The organism is Chlamydia pneumoniae TW-183 (genome assembly GCF_000007205.1).
GTDB lineage: Bacteria > Chlamydiota > Chlamydiia > Chlamydiales > Chlamydiaceae > Chlamydia > Chlamydia pneumoniae.
Genome location: NC_005043.1, coordinates 121,919 through 144,760, shown reverse-complemented (window position 1 = coordinate 144,760; position 22,842 = coordinate 121,919). Strand labels below are relative to the sequence as shown.

Below are 22,842 nucleotides of genomic sequence, written 5' to 3'. Positions count from 1 at the left end.
ATCAAGAATAAGCCCCCGAGGATACAGGATCTCTCCCATCCATTTCAAGAAAAAAAATTCTATCGCGTCCAGACAAATCTTGATGGAGACGGCCATAAATTCCGTGCTTCGAAAAAATATTCTTTATACTTTCTCCTTGACTGGATCCAATCTCCAACCAACCGACTCCTGTAGAAGTTACAATCTTAGGCAATTCTTGGGCGATACGCTGATAAAACTCCAAACCCGTAGAACCTCCAACAAGAGCCTTCCAAGGCTCGTAACAACGCACTTCGGGATCTATATGAATAATTTCATTAAAAGACAAATAGGGGGGATTACAAACAAAAGCATCTGCAGGACGAGTGTAGGGGGCTGACAAATCGCCTAGAAGAATCTTTACATCCAAACCATTACTTTTAGCATTTTCATTTGCGACGGCAACTGCTTGCGGACAAACATCTGAAAGCACCACTTCCACATGAGGACAGGATTTCTTGATAGCTAGCCCTAAACACCCACTACCACAACAAATATCATAAAAAGTTTGAATCTCAGAATGAGATAAAAGATAGTTGATAATATACTCAGCAAGCAGCTCAGTCTCTGTCCTGGGAATTAAAACCCTAGAATCCACTCTCAATCTTAATCCCAAAAAACTCACGGCACCATTGAGATATGCAGTAGGACACCGTTGCCCCCTTAAAGCTAGCCTCTTTCGATACTCCATAAGCATCGTTTCGCTAATTCCAACAAGATCGAATAACTTTGCCCTTGAACTGACTTCTAATAAATCCATGAGAATATACAGGGCTTCGCAATCAGAAAGAGGCACCCCATAATAATCTAGGTAAGCGGTTCCCTCTTGAATCGCCTTTTTAATTTCCATGTTCGAGTAACTGGTGGTAGGCATGACTCACCATTGCAGTCGTAATTGGATCTAGGTCTCCTTCCATAACTTTATCTAAGTTATATAAAGTTAATCCGATTCTATGATCAGTCACGCGATTTTGAGAAAAATTATAGGTGCGAATTCTCTCGGAACGATCCCCACTTCCTACCTGAGCAGAACGCATAGCAGACGCCTCGTTATGGCGTTTTTGCATTTCTGCATCACGAATCCGGGCTTTAAGAATCCGCATGGCCTTATCTTTATTTTTATGTTGACTGCGCTCATCCTGGCATGTAACTACAACACCTGTAGGCAGGTGTGTGATTCTCACCGCAGAATCAGTAACGTTTACGTGCTGTCCTCCAGCACCAGAGGCTCTGAATGTATCAATTTTTAAATCCTTCTCATTAATAAGAAGCTCTGTATCTTCTTCTGAAGGTTCTGGAAGGACAGCGATTGTAATTGCAGATGTATGTACACGTCCTTGAGTTTCTGTTTCAGGAACTCTCTGAACTCGATGTGTACCAGCCTCATACTGAAGTAAACGCTTCACCCCAGTTCCTGAGATCCCCATGACGTATTCCTTATATCCCTTAAGATCGGATTCTGACGCAGAGAGTACCTCGTATTTCCATCCCTTAGAGGAGGCGTACAGGTGATACATGCGGACACAATCTCCAACAAAGAGAGCGGCTTCCTCGCCTCCTGTACCGGCTCGTAGTTCCATAATGACATTTAGATCATCATCAGGATCTGGGGGGACTAATAAGCTTTCTAATATTTTATTTAATTTCTCTAGCTCTACTTTATTTTCGTTAATCCCCTCTTCAAGCATAACGACCATCTCTGGATCTTTCTCAATAGCTAAAGCTTGCTTATCATCAGCAAGGACTTTTTCTAAATTTAAGATTTTATCGTAGGCGTTTTTCAATTCTAGAAGATAAGAATGTTCCTTGCTAAGAGCGCTATATTCTTTAGAATTAGAAAAAATTTCAGGATTTGAAATTTTTATTTCGACTTCTGCTAAACGGTTTAAATACTCGGCAACTTTTTTCTTCATGAATCCCTAAAAAGTGGTGAAAAATCAGTATCAAATGGAATCAGATAAAAAATTCTCTAAAACACCTTGGTATACTGATACAGGCATCTAACGTTATCTATTTCAAAATTATCGTGACCTAGGAAAGCATAACGTATTATACAAGCTATTGCAAGAGAGAAAGCCCTCACAAAAAAACCCATTCTCGGGCTTGAGAGCCTGAGAATGGGTTTTATAAATGGGAAATCTAAAAGAAGTTTTATTTCTTTTTCTTAGTTACAACTTTTTTCTTTCCTTTAGCAGCAGGTAGTGCGTCTTCTTCAGGCTGAGGTTGCTGTGCAGGCTGTCTTACATTACTATAACGTTTTAAGAACTTATCTACCCTACCTTCAGCATCAACAAACTTCTTACTTCCAGTGAAAAAAGGATGAGAAGAAGAGGATACGCTGACATAACATACAGGATACTCTTTACCTTCAAAAACTTCAGTTTTTTCACTTTGATAGGTAGATCCACAAACAAATTTATACCCTGTTGAAGAATCTACAAATAAAACCTGTCTATATTCAGGGTGGGTATTTTTTTTCATATTGACAACTCCAAAATCGCTATCCTATTATGCCAAATGATAGCTCGACATACTTCGAGAGGATTCTACAGAAATATCTTATGAAAAAGCAAGGAAAAACACTCTTCTTATTCCTCTTTCTATCTTTCCTCTTCTCGACGGCTTTTTCTGGTCTTTTTGCCTCTCAAACTAGTTCTTTACGAACAATTCAAGAAAATATTTTTCTTGCTAAGACTGGAGACTATACTGTTTTAAGTCGAGGGTCTCAAAGAACGTTTGTTTTAGTCAAATCAACAACCCCTAAAACCGTTTGGATAGAGATCATCCATTTTCCCTGTATCGCCCATAAAGAACGCCCTTCTTTAGAACAAGCTTCTTGGAAAACGGTCATTCATCAACTGGAATCACCTTCACAAGTCTTTGTTGTTTCGCTCTCTTCTGAAGGTTCTCAGTTTTTCTCTTTAAACACTCGAACCAAGAGCCTAGAGCCTGTAGGAAAATCCACTACAGTTCCTGCCTTCTTGCAAATCTTTGATCTTCCTTTATCTCCAGCTCCCGCAAACGTAATCAAGACTAAAGGAAAAGAAAACAAGCCCTGGTCTCCCAAAGTTTCTTTTGAAGGGGCTCCACTCACGTCAATCTCTGTGAATGCATGGCAGGGGCTCTGGCCTAAAGATCGAGGCCCCTTATCAGAAACAGGAATCCTTATGTATTTCACCCAACCTGACATTTCTGTGTTTCCTTTATGGGTGAGTATCGAGACTCCTAAAGGGACTTCTATAGTAAGAGCTGTGGATATAGGACACGGGGCAACTTCTCCCTATGTCTATTCTCTTCCTGACTCTAAGACACAATGAAAAGATCTAACAATATAGCAAAATAATTTTGGATCGAAAAATCTAATACGCTAGAATGTACTTACGAATTTAGCTCGAGGATTGTTTTGATTTTTCATTTAGGTCTTCAGTCTCCATTAGCTCTAAAGTATCCAATGCAGCCGTTCTATAATCAATCTAAAGAGATAGAATCTGACTTTCTTACCCCAGTATCTTTATGAAACAACACTATTCTCTAAATAAAAGTCGTCATATCCTCCGCAGTACTTATAAGCTTTTAAAAAGTAAAAAACTCGCCCATTCCCCTGCAGATAAAAAGCAACTGCAAGAACTACTAGAACAACTAGAAGAGGCTATCTTTGAACATGATCAAGAAACTGCAAGCGACTTAGCTCAGCAAGCATTAGCATTTTCCAACCGTTATCCTAATTCCTTCGGACGCAAAACCTATGAGCTTATCAAGGCCCTTCTTTTTGCTGGTGTTGTAGCCTTCTTAGTTCGGCAATTTTGGTTTGAACTTTATGAAGTGCCTACAGGATCCATGAGGCCTACAATTTTAGAACAGGATCGGATTCTTGTATCCAAAACAACATTTGGTCTCCATTGCCCTTTTGCTAAGAAACCACTTGCCTTCAATCCTGAATCCGTAACTCGCGGGGGTCTTGTTGTTTTCACTGTAGGCGACCTCCCTATCCCAGATGCTGATACAAAGTACTTCGGATTGATTCCAGGAAAAAAGCGTTACATTAAACGTTGCATGGGAAGACCTGGGGACTTCTTATATTTCTATGGAGGAAAAATTTATGGTCTTGATGATGCAGGTAAACGCATAGAGTTTCCTTCTGTCCATGGTTTAGAAAACTTATATCACGTCCCCTATATATCCTTTGATGGCACTACCAGCAGCCATACAGAGGGGCAGAAAACAATTATAGATTTTAAGCAGTTCAATCAAAGTTATGGTCGGCTGATTTTCCCTCAAACCTCCATGTATGGACAATTCTTTGACCATAAAGAATGGCATCAAGACGAGCCTAATAAATTAAAAGATCCTCATCTTTCGCCAGTCAGCTATGCCGATCTTTTTGGTATGGGTAACTATGCTATGGTGCGCATCTTAACAGAACATCAGGCACGAACATCCCATCTACTTCCGAATCCAGGAAGTCCAACTAAAGTCTACTTAGAAATTTGCCATACAGCGAACCTTTCCTACCCAAAGCCTCTGTTGCGTCACTATGAGCATCAGCTCTCGCCTGCGATTCAACCTATGAAGACTTTACTTCCTTTGCGTAAGGAACATTTGCACTTAATTCGGAACAATCTTACTACCTCTCGTTTTATTGTTGCTCAAGGATGTGCGTATAAATACCATCAATTCAAGATTAACACTTCAGGAATTGCCAAAGCCTATGCAATTCTCCTGCCCAAGGTCCCTGATGGTTGTTATGAATATTCTAAAGGCGAAGCGTATCAAATTGGCTTTGGAGAGATTCGTTATAAGCTAAAATCTTCTCACCCCCTTACTCAGCTCAATGATAAGCAAGTGATTGAACTTTTTAACTGCGGGATCAACTTTAGTTCTATTTATAATCCTGTGAATCCGCTGCAAGCACCTTTACCTAACCGTTATGCATTCTTTAACCAAGGGAATCTTTATATCATGGATTCTCCTGTATTTATAAAGAATGATCCAACTCTGCAAAAATTTGTGACTTCTGAAACGGAAAAGCAAGAGGGGTCTTCAGAGACACAACCCTATATAGCTTTTGTTGACAAGGGACTCCCTCCAGAAGATTTTAAAGAATTCGTGGAGTTTATACATAATTTTGGTATTCAAGTTCCTAAAGGTCATGTTCTCGTCTTGGGAGATAACTACCCTATGAGTGCGGATAGTCGAGAATTTGGCTTTGTTCCTATGGAAAATCTCTTAGGATCTCCTCTATGTACATTCTGGCCTATTGGACGCATGGGACGGTTAACTGGAGTTTCTGCTCCAACAACACTCTCAGGTTATCTTGTTAGTGGGATAGCATTAGCGACGGGTCTCTCTCTCATTGGATATGTCTACTATCAAAAACGACGCAGACTCTTTCCTAAGAAAGAGGAGAAAAACCACAAGAAATAACCATTCTTATGGTTTTTCAGTTGTTTCTAGAAAATCTCTAAGAATCTATAGAACTAACTGTAATTTCAATTTGCGTTGCATGTCCATTAATATCCCAGTTTTCCCCTTGGAAATCAGAATCCTGAGTAAAATCATAGGCTATAATTAACGTTTCTTCGCAAATATAGTTTTCATAATCCAAGAAAGCGCGATGAACAGCCTCTGTGGTTTTTATTCTTAATGCGATGCGGTCAGAAACATGAAGTTGTTGATTTCGACGCATAGTATTAATCTTATTGACTAGCTCTCTTGCTATACCTTCGACTATAAGAGGTTCTCTTAACTGGCAATCTAAAATCACACTAAATAGAGCGGAACTACGGGCAATATATCCAGGATCTGTGTGACGACAAATCACGACGTCATCACCATCCAAAGCTATTTCTCTATCATCAATGGTTAAAACCCATGTTTCTTCCTGAATCAGCTTATCTATAGCATTGTTTGGCAGTTCACTGAGAGCTTTTTGGACCTCTTTCATCTTAGATCCAACTTTTTTCCCAAGCATACGAAAATTAGGTTTGACGGTAGTATAAATGAAACTCGGAGCTTCTTCATAGAAAATCACATTTTTCACATTCAGCTCTTCAGCAATCAACCCTTCAAATGTTTTTAGAAGCGACAATCTATCTTTAGACCCGACAACATAAAAGTTTGCTAAAGGCTGACGAACTTTTAACTTGTGTTCTTTTCTTAAAGAATGGCCTAAACCTACGATTTCCCGAATATCGTGCATATGCTTTTCTAGATCAGGGAGAATTTTATCCATCTCGACTTGAGGAAAATCACAGAGATGAACAGATTCAGGTTCCTTTTCTAACTTCAACTTCTGATAGATATCTTCGGCAAGAAAAGGAACGAAGGGAGCAATTACCTTACAAAAAACTGTGAGAACTTCATATAAAGTAGAAAATGCAGCTCTACGGTCAGGAGTATCTTCAGCTTCCCAAAAACGTCTACGACAGCGACGTATATACCAGTTAGTCAGATCATCAATAAAGGTCACAAAGGGTTCTACAGCAAAGTTTAAATGATACTGACTCATGCTCTCACGAACTTTACCTACAACACTATACAAATTGGATAAAATCCATTGATCAATCTCTGTATAAGCTGGTTCTATATCTTGTGATTTCGGATCAAAACCATACAGCTCGGCATAGGTATTAAAAAAGGAAAGTACGTTCGTTAGAGGAAGAAGGATTTGCTTCAAAACACCCTCGATTCCTTTATCAGAAAAGCGAAGATCTTCAGCCTTTACGACAACACTATGAAGCAAATATAGACGAAGCGCGTCAGCTCCATAAGTATCTAAAACGTATTTAGGACTAGGGTAATTATTTAGACGTTTTGACATTTTATTGCCGTCTTCTGCAAGAATAATCCCATTCACAATGGCATTACGAAATGCAGGACGATCAAATAAAATTGCAGAAATCACTGTGAGAGTATAAAACCATCCTCGCGTCTGATCCAACCCTTCAGCAATAAAGTCTGCAGGAAATGCCTCTTCGGTTTCCTTTTGATTTTCAAAAGGATAATGATTTTGGGCATAAGGCATCGCTCCAGAGTCGAACCAGCAATCAAAAACGTAGGGAATTCGATGAAAGGGCTTGCCATCTTTGACAATGTTCAAATCATCAATAAAATGCCTATGAATATCTGTGATCTGAGTTCCTGTAAGTTCTTCTAGCTCTCGGATAGATCCTACAACAAGAATCTCGCCATCAGCACTTTTCCAAATCGGAATTGGCGTTCCCCAATAACGATTTCTACTGATAGCCCAATCACGAGCGCCTTCCAACCATTTTCCAAAACGCCCTTCTTGGATATGTTCAGGAACCCAATGGATCGAGCTGTTAGCACGAAGCATCTTATCTTTAATCTTTTCTACAGCGACGAACCAAGAATTCACGGCTTTATAAATCAAAGGAGTATCCGTTCTCCAACAGAAAGGATACCGGTGTTTTACTGTTCCGTGGTAAAAAATCCTTCCTTCTTTCTTCAAGAACTTGATGATTTCCTTGTCAGCATGTTTAATGTATTGCCCTTGATATTGAGGTATTTCTTCTGTAAAACTTCCGTGAGCATCTACAGGACAGACTAAAGGAACATGGTTCTCCTTACAAACTAAAAAGTCTCCTTCACCAAACGCTGGAGCCATATGTACGACTCCTGTTCCTTCACTTTCCTCAACAAACGAAGCTGCAATGACACGAAAAGCTCCTTCCTCTCGCTTAGATTGGAAAAAAGTAAAAGGGGGCTCATAAGTCCTACCAACAAGATCTTTCCCAGAAAAACTCTCTAAAATTACAAATTCTTCTGGATTTGAAAACCAACGAGAAACACATCCCTGACTTAGGATCCACTGCTCTCCACTTTTTTTATCTTGAATACGGACATAAACCAGAGTTTCCCCTACAGCTATAGCCATATTAGAAGGCAATGTCCATGGAGTCGTTGTCCATACAAGCAAGGATGCGGAATCATTCTGAAGAGGCATTCTTACAACAAGAGACGGGTCATCGACTTCTTTATAATTTTGGCTTGCTTCAAAATTAGAGAGAGGTGTTCCTAATGCTGTTGAAAAAGGGACAACTTTTGTACCTTCGTACACTAATCCTTGGTTATATAGAGATTGGAAAACCCACCAGACACTTTCCATAAAAGAAGCGTCCATAGTTTTCCAAGTAGAAGAAAAATCTACCCAACGTCCTATACGATTGATATAGTATTCCCACTCGTGAACGTATCTAAATACGATTTTACGACACTCTTCGTTAAAGGATGCTATACCAAAATCTTCGATGGCTCCGGGTGCTGTTAAACTCAGAGACTTTTCCACCTCATATTCCACAGGAACCCCATGGCAATCCCAGCCAAAACGTCGCGGCACATAGTACCCGTCCATGGTAGCATAGCGTCCAACAACATCCTTAATGGTACTTGCTAATAAGTGACCGTAATGTGGAAGACCTGTAGCAAAAGGAGGGCCGTCATAGAAAGAATATAGGGTTTTTCCCTGACGATTTTGCAAAGACTTTTCAAAAATTTGATTGTCTTTCCAAAACTTCAAAACCTGTTCTTCTTTTTTTGCAAAGCTATTTTTCCCTACCTCATCTGCTGTCATCTTTTGCCTTTAGGAACATTTTGATATGAAAACATATTTACAATAGAGGTTTTTTAGGTTTTCGTCCATAGCCCACCTCTCTAGAGATCTCTAAGAAGTTCTTAGAACTTGACCAAAATACGATGATTGAATAAAAGCTAACCAGCTTCTAAAATTGTTGTGGGGGTGTATAGGTTTCGACTTGAAAATGAAGTGTTAATTGCATGCGGAGGGCGTTGGCTGGCCTCCTAAAAAGCCAACAAAACAATAAATGCCGAACCTAAGGCTGAATGCGAAATTATTAGCTTGTTTGACTCAGTAGAGGAAAGACTAGCTGCTTAATTAGCAAAAGTTGTTAGCTAGATAATCTCTAGGTAACCCGGTATCTGCGAGCTCCACCAGAGGCTTGCAAAATACCGTCATTTATCTGGTTGGAACTTACTTTCTCTAATTCTCAAGGAAGTTCGTTCGAGATTTTTGAGAGTCATTGGCTGCTATAGAGGCTTCTAGCTAAGGGAGTCCAATGTAAACAATTCTAGAAGATAAGCATGTAGAGGTTAGCAGGGAGTTTGTCAAGGACGAGAGTTCGAGTCTCTCCACCTCCATTATTTAAAAAAATTATTTTAAAATGCTACTCATCCCCTCTTAACGAGGAGAATCTGTCTTTTTTACCAAATTTAGACAATGTCTTCCTAAAGTCTTTAAAGAAATCAAATATCCATTAAAAAACCCTTCTAGATTTCATAGAAATAGAAAAGAAAGATAAGTTGTTTTATAATTCTTAATGAAAAAATTTATTTCATTATAAGGCGATTCTTATGAGCATTTTTAATGAAGAAGTCTTTATAATTAGCCATCGGCACACGCCTCTGGGTCAAACCTCAACCGCACTAAGAAATACTCCTTTAGTGAATCCCTTACACCGCACAAATTTACAACGTATTGCAAGCTATATTCCGATATTTAGTACATTTATAGGTATCAAAACCTTAAAAGGAATTAGTTCTCTTCAATATTCTATGGTTCTAATGACAGGGAACTTCTCTTCAGTGTGTAAAACATTACCCTGTCCTGAGATCTATGAGGAACTTCCTAAAGTTAGAAAAGAAGCTTGGCTAGAAATTTTCGGCATTAAAGCTCTGTATTACCTGGTCTTAGGAGTCATTAAGATTATAAAGTTGATCGTTCGGTATCTTTGTCCTTGCTGCCGTCCTCCAGAGCCAAGAGAACCTCAAAACCCCTTAACACCTACTCCCCTTGACATGGGGCAGCAAATAGACGCCATATTTTCTACTCCTACCTCTCCAACAGGATTCAAAGATCCGTTCCTGGATGATCTGTTACAAGAAGATAAAAAAAAAGCCCCCCACCTGTAACACCTAAAGAAATACCGACACAACCTAAGCCACCCATACCTCAGAGACCAGAGGTCTCCCCTACACCTACAGATCACATTGTACCTGGAAGTATAGAAGCTTCCCCCATCCTAGGCAAGAAACCGTCACCAGACTCTATGGTTTCTCCTCTATCTCTGTTTCATAAGATGCTCTTGGAGAATTGGACTCCTGTAGAGGAGCCGTTCCCATGGCCACCAGCAGAAAAAAACCAGAAAATCTTTGCCTGGGCACTAAATCAATCAAAGCTGATTTTTGTCTCGACGTCAGGAAATATTGCACAACCTCGTCTTGTCACTGATAGTATGTCTATGATGATTGTAAACGCAGCCAATAGAACAATGAGTCGAGATGGGGCGGGTACAAATCAAGTTCTATCGGCAGCAGTCAGTGTCGATTCTTGGGGGCTGTCGCAACGACCTCTAAATCCTGAACGCCAGGGGACTCCTCTTAATGAGGGTGAATGTCGGGCAGGCATGTGGAGAAATGCCGATGGATCCAACCACACAGGAAAACAAGGTAAACCACACTACCTAGCACAACTTCTTGGGCCTAAAGCAGTGGATCATCATAACAAGTCTCAAGCAGCCTTTGATCGCTGCAAAAACGCCTACCTAAACTGCTTCAGCTTAGCTCAAACTTTAGGTGTAACCTTCCTACAAATCCCTCTAATTTCTTCTGGGATCTACGCGCCTCCTGAAAATAGAAAAAAGCCTAATAGTGAAGAGAATAAAGTCCGCATGAGATGGATACACGCTGTAAAATGCGCTCTTGTTGCCGCTATGCAAGAATTTGGAAATGAACCCGGAAATACAGACAGAAGAATGTTGATTGTCCTTACAGACTTGAAAACTCCTGCTATTACAGATCCGAAGAAGAAAAGTCACTTATAACATCGAAGGTTCTATAGGATAGTTGCGGCCGCAGCTGCAAGTTCGGAACGTTCTGTACGTGTCATAAACATGTGTCCATATAAGGCCAAGTGATGGAACTTCCCAACTAGATAGGTGAGTCCGTTAGAATTTTCATCAAAATACAAACTATCGATTTGTGTAGGATCTCCTGTAAGAACAATTTTCGTTCCTTTCCCAGCTCTTGAGATAATTGTCTTGATTTCATGGGGAGTGAGGTTTTGAGCTTCATCAATAATAATAAAAGCTTTGGGTAGAGAGCGCCCTCGGATATAGGTAAGAGCTTCCATTTCCAATTTTTTAGCATCCATAAGAGCTTGGAGAGCCTCTGAAGAATTCCCCATCTGGTTAATGCTAAATAACACTTCCATATTATCATATATAGGTTGCATCCAATGCATCAGTTTATCTTCCTTTAATCCTGGAAGAAACCCTATATCTCTTCCCATAGGGACTATGGGACGGCTTACCAAAACTTTATTATAGGTTTCCTTATCAAAAACTTTATGCATAGCAGCTGCTAAAGCCAAAATGGTCTTTCCAGATCCTGCTTGCCCGATTAGGGTGACTAACTTGACATCATCCCTAAGCAACAAATCCAAGGCACATCGCTGTTCTGTATTTAAAGGCTTGATTCCCCAAACACTCTTATCCATTGCCTTTAATGCGATAATCTTTCCTTCGCTTACGTAGTATCTACCCAAAGCAAAATGGTTTTCTCCTGCGGACATGAAAAAATACTCGTTTGGCGAAGGGACCACGTCTAGAGGAAGATCTAAGTAGCCATTCTTATAGAAGTTTTCAATATCCTCCTGAGAAACTTGCAGTTCTCTAAATCCACGGTATAAGGAACGAAAAGAAAAGCGTTTACTTTCATAGTCTCGAGACTCAATTTGTAGTGCTTCAGCACGCACCCTGCGTCCCAAGCTCTTAGTCACAAAAACCATGGGTTCTCGTTTAGCAATAATCTTGAGCAACTCCAAGGTAAGAAGTTTCCCTCGCCTATCATCATTAGAAAGGGGCGCCACCTCGATACGCAACTCACTACCACTAGGTAAGAGCACACCATCTGTAACTTTAGTTTTTGCATTCTCTAAAAGCAAACGAATATTACTTAATGCTCGAGACGCGTTTTTAGCAGACTCATCTCTAAATTTTCCGAAGGCTTCTAGCTCTTCAATGACTGGGAAAGGAATGATAATTCGAGTATTTTCAAAAGAAAAAAGGGCTTCTGGATCATAGATGAACACACTTGTATCAATGACCATTGTTTTCTTCATTTGCGTCCTCACCTTCTCTTACTGAACCTTTTATTCTTTATCAGATACAAATTTTTGCCTAAAACAACTCTAACATAACTTCCAAAGAAAACCCTTCTTTTCATTAAAAGACGTATTGTGTTGTTAAGGTCCAACTACCATACTTTCGTTTTTCTATCAGGAACTATTGCAAAAAATATATTCATAATAAAAAATCCATTTACATGATACGTGCCTTTTAGAAAATTTAGCAATCAAAACCCTATGCTGCTAATTTATTGTAAAAAAAAAGAGATACATTTACAATGGCCTCAAACTGCTAAGATTAGATTCACCCCCAAGATCGCTATGAAAGTCAAAATTAATGATCAACTGATTTGTATTCCCCCATTCATCTCTGCAAGATGGAGCCAAATTGCATTTATTGAATCCCAGGAAGGAGAAAACAAAGACCAAGGAACACTAAGGCTCCACCTTATTGATGGCAAAATCATTTCTATTCCTAATTTAGATCAGTCGATTATTGACATTGCTTTTCAAGAGCACCTTCTCTACCTAGAAACTTCTCAATCGGGGAAAGAGGATTCTCGTGATGATGATAAACTAGGTGTAGGGGTCCTTATGAATGTATTGCAGCAGATAACTAAGGGAAACGACATTCAAGTATTACCTAAAAATCTAATTTCCCCTCTCTTTTCTGGAACAAATCCCATCGAAGCAATACTACAACATACTCCAGAACATAAAGATCATCCTGATGCTCCTACCGACGTCTTAGAGAAAATGGCTGATGTCATTCGGGTACTTTCAGGGAATAATGCAACGCTTTTACCCAGACCAGAACCCCATTGCAATTGTATGCACTGCCAAATTGGAAGGGTCATGAATGAAGAAGATACCCTGGCGGTTTCTGATAAAGATCTGACTTTCCGCACTTGGGACATTATGCAAAGTGGGGATAAGTTGTATATTGTAACGAATCCCTTAAATCCTAGTGATCAGTTTAGCGTCTACTTGGGACCCCCCATAGGCTGTACTTGTGGCGAACCCAACTGTGAACATATAAAAGCTGTTTTATATACTTAGTAGAACTGCATTCATAATTAAGCTTTTGGTAAGCCGATTGACTTTTTCCTTGAAGTCAATATAATTCTTTTTCTAGGGGTTAATCTCCTTTTTGCTGTAAGCGATGTTTTCAACCAACGGTTAGACGAAATATATTTGTAGGAGAAAAGCATGAGAATGCTCCAGATTTCTATGCTTCTTTTAGCTTTAGGAACTGCAATCAACTCACCAGCAATCTATGCTGCCGATTCCCAATCCGTATCCTTTCCAGAACAACTTCCCTCTTCATTTACTGGAGAAATTAAGGGAAACCACGTACGGATGCGTCTAGCACCTCATACTGATGGGACCATCATTAGGGAATTTTCTAAAGGAGATCTTGTTGCTGTTATCGGAGAAAGCAAAGACTACTACGTAATTTCTGCGCCTCCAGGAATTACAGGTTATGTGTTCCGCTCATTTGTTTTAGATAATGTCGTTGAAGGTGAACAAGTCAATGTTCGTTTAGAACCCTCAACATCAGCTCCAGTACTTGTGAGACTCTCCCGAGGCACACAAATACAGCCAGCTTCTCAAGAGCCACATGGGAAATGGTTAGAGGTGGTCTTGCCCTCACAATGCGTATTCTATGTTGCAAAAAACTTTGTTGCTAACAAAGGACCCATCGAGCTGTATACGCAACGCGAGGGACAAAAAAAGATTGCCATGGACCTTATCAATTCTGCTTTAAACTTTGCTCATATAGAGCTTGAGAAAAGCCTCAATGAGATTGATCTGGAAGCAATTTATAAAAAGATCAACCTTGTACAATCCGAAGAGTTTAAAGATGTTCCAGGAATTCAAGGGCTTATACAAAAAGCTTTAGAAGAAATCCAAGATGCCTATCTTTCTAAATCTCTAGAATCTCAAAATACTTCGATTGCAAGCTCACAATGTTCCACTCCTAAGGTTTCTTCTTCTGAAGTTACAACTTCATTACTTTCACGTCATATTCGTAAGCAAACTGCATTAAAAACAGCTCCTCTTACCCAAGGAAGAGAAAACCTAGAGTATTCTCTCTTCAGAATCTGGGCCAGTATGCAGCAAGGCAATGACCACTCTGAAGCACTAACACAAGAAGCGTTTTATCGCGCTGAACAGAAGAAAAAACAAGTGCTTGCGGGTGTATTAGAAGTGTATCCTCATGTAGTAAAGAACAATCCCGGGGATTACCTACTAAAAGCTCAGGAAAACACGATTGCTTTTCTTTACGGTACAAGTATCAACTTAGAGCAATGGTTAGGAAAGCGTGTCACTGTGGAATGTCTCCCACGTCCTAACAACCATTTTGCTTTTCCTGCTTATTATGTAGTTGGAATTAAAGAAGCTTCATAACGAAGTATAATGATAGCTTCCAAAGGATTCCAATGGAAGCTCTTCATTTTCTAGATCCTCTGTTCTTCGATTCATTCTTGGATCTATACGCAATCACAGTCTCTTTAATCTAAATCCGACCCTCATGGAATGAAGGCTTCGGACTCTTTAAATGAAACTCAATATATAGAGGGAAAATTAGTTTTTCCTCTAAACACACGATAAATATAACACGTATAAGTAATGATGAAAGGAAGGCCTATAAGCACTATAATCAAAAGGCTTTTTAACGTTTTAGTTTCAACAGCGCTATTGTAGATAGTATAACTATACTGTGGATCTACAGTAGAGAGAAGAATATTAGGGAAGGTTAGGGTAGCTGCCGACAGAATGAGAGACAACAAGTTCAGTGTAGAATAAATAAATGCGTAGCCATAACGTTTCTTAGACACGCTCGTCTTAGCAGCAACACAGCAGCAGCTCGTTAAAGCAATGAGCAAAATCAAGAGTGGATACGTAGGGAAAGCATCAAAACGCTTGGGAATAGAGATTAAACTTGCTCCTAAGAAGAGAACATAGAAGACAAGGAAGGACGAAAGAATATAAGGAAATTGCTGAGCAATCCTAGCATTTAAAGAATCCGAAGTCTTCATTAATGCGAAGCAAGAACCGTGAATAGCAAACGCACTGGCAACTACAGCGCCACATAAGGCTGCATAAGGACGGAAAAATAAAATCCAGGATAAAGAAGCATAAGAGGTGTCTGGAGACAAAGGCAATCCAAGGATCAGATTCCCAACAATCGTGCCTAAGAAAAAGCTGATGGCAGTCCCAGAACAAATAAAGATAATATCCCAAAATATTTTCCAAGACACTGATTCCGATTTACTTCGGAATTCTAAAGAACATCCCCTAAAAATATAAAGGAGTACCAAAGTCCAGATAGGCATATAGAAAATCGAGAGAAGTGTGGCATAGCATGCAGGAAATCCTGCAAATAACCCACCGACAATGATCACTAACCAGACCTCATTGCCGTCCCATACAGGTCCTATGGAATTAAGAAGAATCCGACGTTCTTTATCCTCCTTAGCTTTAAGATAAACAGCTCCGAGCCCAAGATCAAAACCGTCGCCAAAAGAATACGCAAAGACAGCAACTCCAAGAATTACATACCACGCAAGTGGTAAAAGGCTTGTTAGAGAAAGTTCCATAAAAATACCTCTATTTCACTTCAAATTCTGTAAGATCATTTTCCTCTTCAGGACCATGCTTTATTTTTTTACAAAGTACAGTAATAAAGAGAGTCAGAAGAGCAATGAATACTAAGCTAAATATTACCAAAGATTGTACAATTTGATTCGCCTGCACTATAGGAGACACCGCATCTTTGGTTTTTAATAATCCTTGAACTACCCAAGGTTGTCTTCCCATTTCAGCAGCGCACCAACCACACTCGTTACAAATTTCTGGTAATAAGACAGAAAAAGTTAAAATGACTAAGAAAAAGGGTTTTAACGCCCATCGCCATCCCTTATATGCAGACCAGGAAATCAAAGTTAAAGCGACCATAACCCCCCACAACATGATCATCAGGTGATACAGCTGAAAGACAGCCTGTACATTAGGCCATTCATCTCTAGGAATTTGATCTAAACCAGTGACTGGGGTTTTTATATTTCTATGAACAAGAAAAGAAAGTGCTCCTGGAATAGGCAGCCCTATAACCCGTTCTTTTTCCATGTCTACATAACCAAAAGCCCATATAGGAGTATATTCTTCGGTTTTGAAGATACCTTCAAAAGCTGCTAACTTCGCAGGCTGATTTTTAGCAACTCCCCTAGCCGTTACATCTGCAGACCACAATTGTAAAACTAAGACTATAACTGCACAAATCGTCCCTATCTTCATTCCTTGTTTAGCAAACTCATGATGACGTTTTTTCCATAAATAATATGCTGATACACTTATAACAAGAAAAACTCCTGACAGCCAAGTTCCTAAGACTGCATGAATAAAGCGATCTATAGTTGTTGGAGAGAAGACCACTCCCCAGAAGGAGGTTAAAGCAGGGATGAGTTTTCCTTTATGCATCACCATCTCGTAACCTGAAGGAGTCTGCATCCAAGAATTCGCACAAATAATCCAAAAGGCACTCATATGAGCTCCTAAAGCTACCATGCACGTAGAAAAGAAATGCATTTTCTTAGAGACCTTGTGGCGACCAAATAACAAAATTCCTAAAAATCCTGATTCCAAGAAAAAAGCAAAAACACCTTCACTACCTAATAAGGTGCCGAAAATATTTCCTGTATATTCTGAGAAATTTGCCCAGTTAGAACCGAAAGAAAATATCTGCATGATTCCAGTAACGACTCCAAGAACAAATGTTAGGGCAAAAATCCCAACCCAAAACCATGTCATTTGCTTATAAATTTGCTTTTTTGTAACCAAGTAGAGGCCTTCCATGATCACAAGCATCATGCTCAAACCCATACTCAGAGGCACAAAAAGGTAATGAAAAGTTATAAACAATCCAAATTGTATTCTAGATAAGATAAGCGCATCCATAAACTTCCAGAATTGTATATAAAATTAGAAACTGTAATGTGAACGATGAAACAAAGTATTGCAACTACAAAATACTTTGCTGTTAACCTTTTTGTTCGTATGCTAAGATAATAGGTTACCTTTCCTAGGACAATAGCCGAGCACTTTGTGCAACTTTTCTCAGTATACTACCCAAGGACCTAGTAAAACTATGCCCTTTGATATTACTTATTATACAACACCTTTGCTAGAAATCATTTTAATTTGGGTAATGTTAAACTACCTATTAAAATTTTTCTGGGGCACCCGAGCTATGGATGTTGTCTTTGGCTTGCTTGCGTTTCTCTTTCTATTTGTCCTAGCCGATAAACTCCACCTCCCTATCATCCGTAGATTGATGCTCCACGTAGTCAATATCGCTGCCATCGTGGTCTTTATTATTTTCCAACCAGAAATTCGTTTGGCTCTCTCTCGTATACGATTTCATGGGAAAAAATTCTTCATAGATACTCAAGAGCAGTTCGTAGAGCAATTAGCTGCCAGTATTTATCAGCTATCAGAACGCCAAATCGGGGCTCTTGTTGTTTTAGAAAACAAAGATTCTTTCGATGAATACCTAAGTTTTTCTTCGGTGAAAATCAATGCAACTTTCTCTGAAGAACTTTTAGAGACGATTTTCGAACCTTCATCTCCATTGCACGATGGTGCCGTCATTCTAAGAGGAGACATTCTAGCCTATGCTCGCGTCGTTCTCCCACTAGCTCATGATACGACGCAGCTTTCCCGATCCATGGGGACAAGGCATCGCGCAGCTCTAGGAGCTAGCCAACGATCTGATGCTCTAATTATCACAGTATCTGAAGAAAATGGAAGTGTCTCTTTGTCTAGAGACGGCCTTCTAACACGCGGAGTAAAAATAGATAGATTCAAAGCGGTACTCCGCAGTATTCTTTCCCCTAAAGAACACAAAAGAAAACCTTTATTCTCTTGGATTTGGAAACGATGATAAAATTTTTATCTCAACTCTTTATTCGGCATTGGCCTAGAAAAGTTGTTTCCTTAGGTTTTGCCATCATCATTTGGATCCTCGTAGGACAAAGTGTTACCATCACGCGAACACTCACAAATGTCCCTGTGCGCATCGTAGACCTACATCCAGACCAAACCGTTCTTGGACTACAAAAAAGCGGATTCCTGAATAAAAAAGTCTCTTTAACAATCACTGGGAATAAAAATACCGTTCAAGACCTCCGTCCTTCAAATTTAGAGGTAGTGATCAGTGCAGCAAACCATACGGAAAGTTGGATTGCCACTATAGATAAGCATAACCTTGTCTCTGTAGATCATGAGATCAACATACGCAAAGACATCCATAGCGTTGACGCTAACGATATTTTTGTCCGACTTACACAATATGTAACCGAAGACATTTTATTAACTATAACGAAACCTATAGGGAGTCCCCCGAAAGGATATGAGTATTTGGATGTCTGGCCGAAGTACTTGAATCAAAAAGTCAGTGGCCCCAAAGAATATATCAATGCTTTGAAAGAGCAAGGTCTTGAGCTAACCTTTAATTTGAATAAAATTTCGTTCGAAGAGTTAGAAAGAAATCGCATTGCTCAGGGAAGTCATGACGAAATTATTTTCCCCATTCCTAAAGAATGGAAGAAAATTTTGATTCCCTTTGAAAATACCTTCATGGATCTCAATGACCCTCAAGCAGATTTTCTTCGCCTTTTATTTTTAAAAAGGGAATGCATTCCCCTAAATTTAAATTTACCGGTCTTTCTATTCTTTCCTGTAACCTTCATTCAAACGATGAATCCTCTAGAGTACAGCTTAGATCCTGTCCCTCCCATTATTCTGAATCATGGAATTCATCAAATAAATATTCCTTTATATGTTAAGGATGTAAGTAGACAGTTTTTAGATGTCGTAAAGAACAACATGGTCTTAACAATTGTGATGCCCTCACCACAAGACCCTTCTTCGATCAACTGGGCTATAGAATTTTTAGATGAAAAAACTTTAGAAAATACTTTTCTTCAGACTATTATAGCCCAAGAACATGGAATTTTACACGATATAGCCCTTATTGATGAGGCTGGAATTCGTCATAGATTCCGAGAATATTTAAGAAAGCTTGCACTTTTTACAGCAGACGGTGAACCTTTAAATCTTATTGCAGAAATCAAAAATAATAAAGTTGTGATCCAGACAAAAACAAAGGAAACAACTAAATTATATAAAAAAGAGTGGTAGTGCAGACCCACTAAAATTTAGTTAGGGGAAACTTTATGTGCTTAATAGATTGCTTGGGCCAGGGCTTTGAAGCTGCAATCAACACAGTTTGTTGTTGTTCTGATAGCTCAGAATCCAAAGCAAATGTAGCGACAGTGTCTGCAGGACTTTTAGCTCTTACTGCTATTGTTTCTTTTATACTGATCATTTTGATTTGTACTGGAGTGCTTGGAGCTTCTGGGATGACTTTCGGAATGAGTAATGTTGCTGCTGTCCTAGTTCTCGTAGTTACGATACTGTTAAGCATGTTCCTTTCTGGAGCGTGCTTCGCTGCAAAACGAGAAATCTTGAGATAGTAAGAAGCACAATAGTATTATTTAAAGTGATTTGCGAAAGTCAAATTAGCTTGTGGGCAAAAAATTCCATCAGATCAAGAGAACAATCCTAGAAGCCCCTCTGTATTACCTAGTCTCTGGTATTATTGCTTTATGCAGGCATACCCCAAGATCTTTTTTAACAGGATTAGGAAAAGGTTTTGGATTTCTAGCCTTTTATATCATCAGCGATTATCGAAAAACAGCCCTCACAAACTTAGCATTAGCGTTTCCAGAAAAAACATTTGATGAGCGTTATAAAATAGCTCGTCAATCTTTGCAGCATCTTATAATTACACTCTTAGAATTACTCGCAATCGAGCAACTTGTCGGAAATATAGACAAACTCATTACAATCGTGACATCCTCACGAAACCCCAAAGGTTTTTCTTCTGAAGAGGTCATTTCCAATGAAGATTTAGAGGAAACTTTTAAGAATCTACAAGAGAAGCAGGGCCTTATTTTATTTTGTGGCCACCAGGCAAACTGGGAACTTCCTTTTCTTTATATCACTAAAAACTATCCTGGAATCGCCTTTGCTAAGGCTATAAAAAATCAAAGGCTCAGCAAGAAAATCTTTGCTCTTAGAGAAGTTTTCAAAGGTAAGATTGTACCCCCAAAAAACGGAATCCAACAGGGCATAGAAGCTCTGAATCAAGGGAAACTCGTGGGGATTGTTGGAGATCAAGCCTTGTTGATGTCTTCATACACGTATCCTCTCTTTGGCTCTCCAGCATTCACAACGACATCTCCAGCACTATTAGCTTATAAAACAGGTTTTCCTGTGATTGCTGTTAATGTTTCTCGCCAAGCTAAAGGCTTCGAAGTGATTCCGAGTGCCAAGCTGTATGCTAATAAAAGCCTCCCTATGAAAGAATCCGTGGCTATCCTTATGGATCAGATGATGGGATTTTTAGAAAAAGGGATCGCCAGTCAGCCTGAACAATGGATGTGGATTCATAAAAGGTGGAAGAGAAAGATCTCTAACGTAATAAAAAAGAAGTACCGCTATAGCCATATTCTAGTTTTTGTAGATCAAGTCTCCTCACACTTTTCTTTTCTGAAAGCTCTAGCAGAATGCTTTTCAGGAACCACTCTTCATCTAGCACTAGGAAATGCGGATCATCTTGAAGAACTTCAAGAACAATTCCCAGAGTACTCCTTGATCCAACTCCGAAATGATCAAGACATTCTAGCTCTACCGAATTGCTATCCTGCTATTTTTGATCTCACTAACAATCTACAGCATTTATACAAGCATTTTAGAAAAACAGGTTCTTGTGCTGTGTACTCTAAAAGATTCCTAGAAAAATCTCTAGACCACCCCCAAGCTCCTCTAAAAAACTCTTTGAGGATCTTCTATTCTAAAAATCTTAAAGATAAAGAGAGAAAAAACTTCAAGGTGAAGTCGAAGGGGCCCTGACTTACAGTGGAGTAAAAGCCCTAATTCATATTTACGAAAACATCTGTATATTCTCGAAAAATTTGCGAAGTCCTGGATTTTAAAGCAAAAATTCTAGGTTTCAGGAAATTCCGACCCAGTCAAAATATCATTCACTATTGTCAGGGTAAGATTATTTGTTTCTTCCATACAGGCTCCTCTGCTAAGCACAAGAATCCGATCATAATTAGAGAGAATGCCCTGTTCTATGCCATAAATACAGGCCTGATGTCTCCATACAGCGCGATCACTTTCCTGGGTAAGCATAGGATAGACCCCCCATTCCAAAGCTAGGCGATAGTAAACAGAAGTGCTTGGAGTCACGGCAATGATAGGGAATTTCGGACGATATTTAGAGAGAAACATCGGAGAACTTCCTGATTCTGTATAAACAATAAGAGCTTTGGCGTCTGCCCTTTCTGCAATCTGAATGCCTGCCAATCCAATGGCTGAGAGATAGGGGGACACCTGAAGAGCGCTATTGCTATCGTCTAATTTTAAGAATGAATCATGGGAGAGATTCTTTTCTGTTTCTAAAATCACAGAACGCATGATTTTCACGGCAGCCACGGGATGGGCTCCAGATGCAGTTTCCCCTGACAACATCACTGCTGAAGAACCATCATAAATTGCATTGGCAATATCAGAGACTTCAGCTCGTGTAGGTAAGACATTGCGAATCATAGATTCTAGCATCTGCGTTGCAGTCACACAGAAGTGACCTGTTTCTCTAGAAACCTTAGCCATCATCTTTTGCAAATTTGGGACTTCAACGACAGAAAGCTCGATTCCTAAATCTCCTCTAGCAATCATAATTCCATCCGCAAGCTTGGCAATCTTAGAGAAATTTTCTACCCCTAAACGATTTTCTATTTTTGCAATGATGGGCATCTTAGGATTGCCTAAGTCTGCTAAACACTTGCGCATAGTTTCAATATCTTCACCGTAGCGCACAAAAGATGCAGCAACCACATCCATATTCTGCTCTACCCCAAACTTAAGATCCGCAATATCTTTCTCTGTCATAAAGGGAAGAGCAACATCAACACCTCGGATACTCAAAGATTTATGAGACTTGAGAAGGCCACTGTTCATAAACTCTAATTCTAAAGAATCAGCCTCTGAAGAGACAACAACAGCATGAATGTAGCCATCATCTATTAAAACATCAGCACCCTCAGGAACAAAGGGAAATATCCCCTTAGGATAGAGAGACACTCCCCCTTCAGCACTCCCATCGATATCACTACTTACCAGACGAAGCTTTTGTCCCTGAGAAACCGAAATTGGCTGAGGAATATTCCCTAAACGAATTTCAGGCCCCTTAGTATCTAGCATAATTGCTAAAGGAACCCGCTTCTGCTCCCTTAACTCCTTGAGAAATCCAATAGCCTGTCCATGAGTTTCGTGACTCCCATGACTGAAATTTAATCTTGCTACGTTCATCCCAGCATCTAGAAGTTTTGCTAACATCTCTGGACTATTCGTTGCTGGCCCTATAGTGCAAATAATTTTAGTGCGTGTGATCATACTGTCCTATTGTCTATTCAATGAAAAACTCATGGTATAATGAAATATTTTATATTCTTTTTTGAAAAAATATTAAAAAATTCTCTTTATTAACTCAAACTCTTGAGAGGGAGGATACTTGCAGGAATATA

Annotated in this window: 18 protein-coding genes and 1 other RNA gene; 11 read left to right on the top strand and 8 right to left on the bottom strand. The window is 39.5% G+C overall.

Features of this window, described 5'->3' with window-relative positions:
• Window position 1: 1 nt before the first annotated feature.
• From prmC to CPB_RS00565, 3 genes are all read right to left on the bottom strand, one after another.
• A complete protein-coding gene (gene prmC / locus CPB_RS00575) occupies window positions 2–868 on the bottom strand; it encodes a peptide chain release factor N(5)-glutamine methyltransferase (RefSeq protein WP_010882764.1) in 867 nt (288 codons plus the stop codon).
• Entirely contained in the window at window positions 858–1,931 is a 1,074-nt protein-coding gene (gene prfA / locus CPB_RS00570; protein ID WP_010882763.1) for a peptide chain release factor 1, read from the bottom strand. The genes prmC and prfA overlap by 11 nt, the downstream gene beginning before the upstream one ends.
• Window positions 1,932–2,169: 238 nt before the next feature.
• The gene (locus CPB_RS00565) at window positions 2,170–2,499 is read right to left on the bottom strand and encodes a type B 50S ribosomal protein L31 (protein ID WP_010882762.1); all 330 of its coding nucleotides are present in this window, start codon (window positions 2,497–2,499) and stop codon (window positions 2,170–2,172) included.
• An 80-nt stretch (window positions 2,500–2,579) separates the two neighbouring features.
• Here CPB_RS00565 and CPB_RS00560 point away from each other — a divergent pair, with 80 nt between their 5' ends.
• Entirely contained in the window at window positions 2,580–3,335 is a 756-nt protein-coding gene (locus tag CPB_RS00560) for a hypothetical protein (RefSeq protein ID WP_010882761.1), read from the top strand.
• Window positions 3,336–3,531: 196 nt separating this feature from the next.
• Window positions 3,532–5,442, top strand: coding sequence for a signal peptidase I (lepB, locus tag CPB_RS00555; protein WP_010882760.1), 1,911 nt, complete (start codon window positions 3,532–3,534; stop codon window positions 5,440–5,442).
• A gap of 37 nt (window positions 5,443–5,479) precedes the next feature.
• Here lepB and ileS read toward each other — a convergent pair whose 3' ends face one another.
• A complete protein-coding gene (gene ileS / locus CPB_RS00550; RefSeq protein ID WP_011126067.1) occupies window positions 5,480–8,611 on the bottom strand; it encodes an isoleucine--tRNA ligase in 3,132 nt (1,043 codons plus the stop codon).
• A 161-nt stretch (window positions 8,612–8,772) separates the two neighbouring features.
• Between ileS and ssrA the strand changes: the two genes are divergently transcribed.
• From ssrA to CPB_RS00540, 3 genes are all read left to right on the top strand, one after another.
• Window positions 8,773–9,198: a transfer-messenger RNA gene (gene ssrA, locus CPB_RS05580) on the top strand.
• Window positions 9,199–9,408: 210 nt separating this feature from the next.
• Window positions 9,409–9,966 carry a hypothetical protein gene (locus CPB_RS00545; protein ID WP_010882758.1) on the top strand — a complete coding sequence of 186 codons (558 nt, stop codon included), beginning with the start codon at window positions 9,409–9,411 and terminating at the stop codon, window positions 9,964–9,966.
• 137 nt (window positions 9,967–10,103) lie between these two features.
• Window positions 10,104–10,877 (top strand): macro domain-containing protein, encoded by a 774-nt coding sequence (locus tag CPB_RS00540; RefSeq protein WP_010882757.1) that lies wholly within the window; start codon window positions 10,104–10,106, stop codon window positions 10,875–10,877.
• An 11-nt stretch (window positions 10,878–10,888) separates the two neighbouring features.
• On the opposite strand, the gene CPB_RS00535 is transcribed toward CPB_RS00540, so the two are convergent.
• Window positions 10,889–12,175 carry a PhoH family protein gene (locus CPB_RS00535; RefSeq protein ID WP_011126064.1) on the bottom strand — a complete coding sequence of 429 codons (1,287 nt, stop codon included), beginning with the start codon at window positions 12,173–12,175 and terminating at the stop codon, window positions 10,889–10,891.
• A 327-nt stretch (window positions 12,176–12,502) separates the two neighbouring features.
• Between CPB_RS00535 and CPB_RS00530 the strand changes: the two genes are divergently transcribed.
• Window positions 12,503–13,240 carry a hypothetical protein gene (locus CPB_RS00530; RefSeq protein WP_041466976.1) on the top strand — a complete coding sequence of 246 codons (738 nt, stop codon included), beginning with the start codon at window positions 12,503–12,505 and terminating at the stop codon, window positions 13,238–13,240.
• Between the two features lie 150 nt (window positions 13,241–13,390).
• Complete coding sequence (locus CPB_RS00525; RefSeq protein WP_010882754.1) at window positions 13,391–14,593, top strand: SH3 domain-containing protein; 1,203 nt, start codon at window positions 13,391–13,393, stop codon at window positions 14,591–14,593.
• Between the two features lie 158 nt (window positions 14,594–14,751).
• Here CPB_RS00525 and cydB read toward each other — a convergent pair whose 3' ends face one another.
• On the bottom strand, window positions 14,752–15,786 hold the full coding sequence (cydB, locus tag CPB_RS00520; RefSeq protein WP_010882753.1) for a cytochrome d ubiquinol oxidase subunit II: 1,035 nt from the start codon (window positions 15,784–15,786) through the stop codon (window positions 14,752–14,754).
• A gap of 10 nt (window positions 15,787–15,796) precedes the next feature.
• The gene (locus CPB_RS00515) at window positions 15,797–17,143 is read right to left on the bottom strand and encodes a cytochrome ubiquinol oxidase subunit I (RefSeq protein ID WP_010882752.1); all 1,347 of its coding nucleotides are present in this window, start codon (window positions 17,141–17,143) and stop codon (window positions 15,797–15,799) included.
• 190 nt (window positions 17,144–17,333) lie between these two features.
• Between CPB_RS00515 and cdaA the strand changes: the two genes are divergently transcribed.
• The 4 genes from cdaA to CPB_RS00495 are packed head-to-tail and all read left to right on the top strand — an operon-like array spanning window position 17,334 to window position 21,163.
• On the top strand, window positions 17,334–18,128 hold the full coding sequence (gene cdaA / locus CPB_RS00510; protein ID WP_010882751.1) for a diadenylate cyclase CdaA: 795 nt from the start codon (window positions 17,334–17,336) through the stop codon (window positions 18,126–18,128).
• On the top strand, window positions 18,125–19,387 hold the full coding sequence (locus tag CPB_RS00505) for a CdaR family protein (RefSeq protein WP_010882750.1): 1,263 nt from the start codon (window positions 18,125–18,127) through the stop codon (window positions 19,385–19,387). The genes cdaA and CPB_RS00505 overlap by 4 nt, the downstream gene beginning before the upstream one ends.
• Window positions 19,388–19,422: 35 nt before the next feature.
• Window positions 19,423–19,722 (top strand): hypothetical protein, encoded by a 300-nt coding sequence (locus tag CPB_RS00500; RefSeq protein ID WP_011126061.1) that lies wholly within the window; start codon window positions 19,423–19,425, stop codon window positions 19,720–19,722.
• A gap of 52 nt (window positions 19,723–19,774) precedes the next feature.
• Window positions 19,775–21,163 (top strand): lipid A biosynthesis lauroyl acyltransferase, encoded by a 1,389-nt coding sequence (locus CPB_RS00495; RefSeq protein ID WP_011126060.1) that lies wholly within the window; start codon window positions 19,775–19,777, stop codon window positions 21,161–21,163.
• Between the two features lie 93 nt (window positions 21,164–21,256).
• Here the strand turns inward: CPB_RS00495 and pyk are convergent, their stop codons facing one another.
• Window positions 21,257–22,711 (bottom strand): pyruvate kinase, encoded by a 1,455-nt coding sequence (gene pyk, locus CPB_RS00490; RefSeq protein WP_010882747.1) that lies wholly within the window; start codon window positions 22,709–22,711, stop codon window positions 21,257–21,259.
• Between the last annotated feature and the right edge of the window lie 131 nt (window positions 22,712–22,842).

Excerpts from the sequence above, each read along its gene's own strand:
- prmC (WP_010882764.1), bottom strand. The coding sequence starts at position 868 with ATGGAAATTAAAAAGGCGATTCAAGAGGGAACCGCTTACCTAGATTAT.
- prfA (WP_010882763.1), bottom strand. The coding sequence starts at position 1,931 with ATGAAGAAAAAAGTTGCCGAGTATTTAAACCGTTTAGCAGAAGTCGAA.
- CPB_RS00565 (WP_010882762.1), bottom strand. The coding sequence starts at position 2,499 with ATGAAAAAAAATACCCACCCTGAATATAGACAGGTTTTATTTGTAGAT.
- CPB_RS00560 (WP_010882761.1), top strand. The coding sequence starts at position 2,580 with ATGAAAAAGCAAGGAAAAACACTCTTCTTATTCCTCTTTCTATCTTTC.
- lepB (WP_010882760.1), top strand. The coding sequence starts at position 3,532 with ATGAAACAACACTATTCTCTAAATAAAAGTCGTCATATCCTCCGCAGT.
- ileS (WP_011126067.1), bottom strand. The coding sequence starts at position 8,611 with ATGACAGCAGATGAGGTAGGGAAAAATAGCTTTGCAAAAAAAGAAGAA.
- CPB_RS00545 (WP_010882758.1), top strand. The coding sequence starts at position 9,409 with ATGAGCATTTTTAATGAAGAAGTCTTTATAATTAGCCATCGGCACACG.
- CPB_RS00540 (WP_010882757.1), top strand. The coding sequence starts at position 10,104 with ATGGTTTCTCCTCTATCTCTGTTTCATAAGATGCTCTTGGAGAATTGG.
- CPB_RS00535 (WP_011126064.1), bottom strand. The coding sequence starts at position 12,175 with ATGAAGAAAACAATGGTCATTGATACAAGTGTGTTCATCTATGATCCA.
- CPB_RS00530 (WP_041466976.1), top strand. The coding sequence starts at position 12,503 with ATGAAAGTCAAAATTAATGATCAACTGATTTGTATTCCCCCATTCATC.
- CPB_RS00525 (WP_010882754.1), top strand. The coding sequence starts at position 13,391 with ATGAGAATGCTCCAGATTTCTATGCTTCTTTTAGCTTTAGGAACTGCA.
- cydB (WP_010882753.1), bottom strand. The coding sequence starts at position 15,786 with ATGGAACTTTCTCTAACAAGCCTTTTACCACTTGCGTGGTATGTAATT.
- CPB_RS00515 (WP_010882752.1), bottom strand. The coding sequence starts at position 17,143 with ATGGATGCGCTTATCTTATCTAGAATACAATTTGGATTGTTTATAACT.
- cdaA (WP_010882751.1), top strand. The coding sequence starts at position 17,334 with ATGCCCTTTGATATTACTTATTATACAACACCTTTGCTAGAAATCATT.
- CPB_RS00505 (WP_010882750.1), top strand. The coding sequence starts at position 18,125 with ATGATAAAATTTTTATCTCAACTCTTTATTCGGCATTGGCCTAGAAAA.
- CPB_RS00500 (WP_011126061.1), top strand. The coding sequence starts at position 19,423 with ATGTGCTTAATAGATTGCTTGGGCCAGGGCTTTGAAGCTGCAATCAAC.
- pyk (WP_010882747.1), bottom strand. The coding sequence starts at position 22,711 with ATGATCACACGCACTAAAATTATTTGCACTATAGGGCCAGCAACGAAT.